The 839-nt window shown below is 61.7% G+C and carries 1 protein-coding gene; it reads right to left on the reverse strand.

Annotated features, from left to right (window positions below; translation table 11 throughout):
• Positions 1-839 (reverse strand): hypothetical protein (locus NPX02_RS21235; RefSeq protein WP_260296063.1); only part of this gene is annotated, 839 nt, incomplete at both ends.

Below are 839 nucleotides of genomic sequence, written 5' to 3' on the forward strand. Positions count from 1 at the left end.
CGACGCAGCAGATGCCTGGAGAGCCGGGGTTCCGTCAGCCCCATCTCGGCGGCGCCGTCATCCTCCGGCAGGGTGTCGCAGGTCTCCCGCAACATGTCGACCAGCGGCTGGGTATTCAGCACCCGGCGGGAATCGGCGGCCTCCTCGTTTTCAAGCACATGGTGCAGGGGCGGGGAGTCCGAGGAGAGCCTGGCCACAAAGTCGAACTGGCTCAGCGGCTCGGCGCCCGGCAGGCGCAGGGTCGTGCGGCTGCCCCAGTCATCCAGGGCGTGCGACACGCTCTCGATCTCCCGCTGCCGCAACCGGTAGGGTGAGCAGATGGAGAGCAGCAGTGCCTGCTTGTACAGGGCGGCGATGGTGCTGATGCTGTCATCGTTCCTGCCATCCCTGACCGGCACTTCATGGATACCGTTCTGCTCGGCATAGGCGTAGAGGCGGTGTATCTCTTGCCACACCGTGGCCGGGACCGGGTCATAAACAATCACCGACTGATAGATGACCCTGGAGAGCAGGCGCATCACCCGGTGAACGGCGATGATCAGCAGTTTGCGATCGAATTTGGCCGAACCGCCCGCGACCATGGTCTCGATGAATATCTTGTAGGCGAGGGCCAGCTCGGTATGCAGTTCCCGACAGAGCACGGCGATCTTGCGGCTTTTTGCCGACAGCGGGAAGGGTGAATCATAGTAGTATTTGCGCAGGTTGTCGGATATGTAGTCGATCGGGCGGCGAAACAGTTCGGCGATCTTGATACGGTTCAGATTGGGGATTTCAAGCCGGTTGAATTCGACCAGGGCCTTGAACACCTGGCGCGACGTCTCACCCACATTGGCCATCGG

Source organism: Sedimenticola hydrogenitrophicus (genome assembly GCF_025175675.1).
GTDB classification, from domain to species: Bacteria; Pseudomonadota; Gammaproteobacteria; order Chromatiales; family Chromatiaceae; genus Sedimenticola; species Sedimenticola hydrogenitrophicus.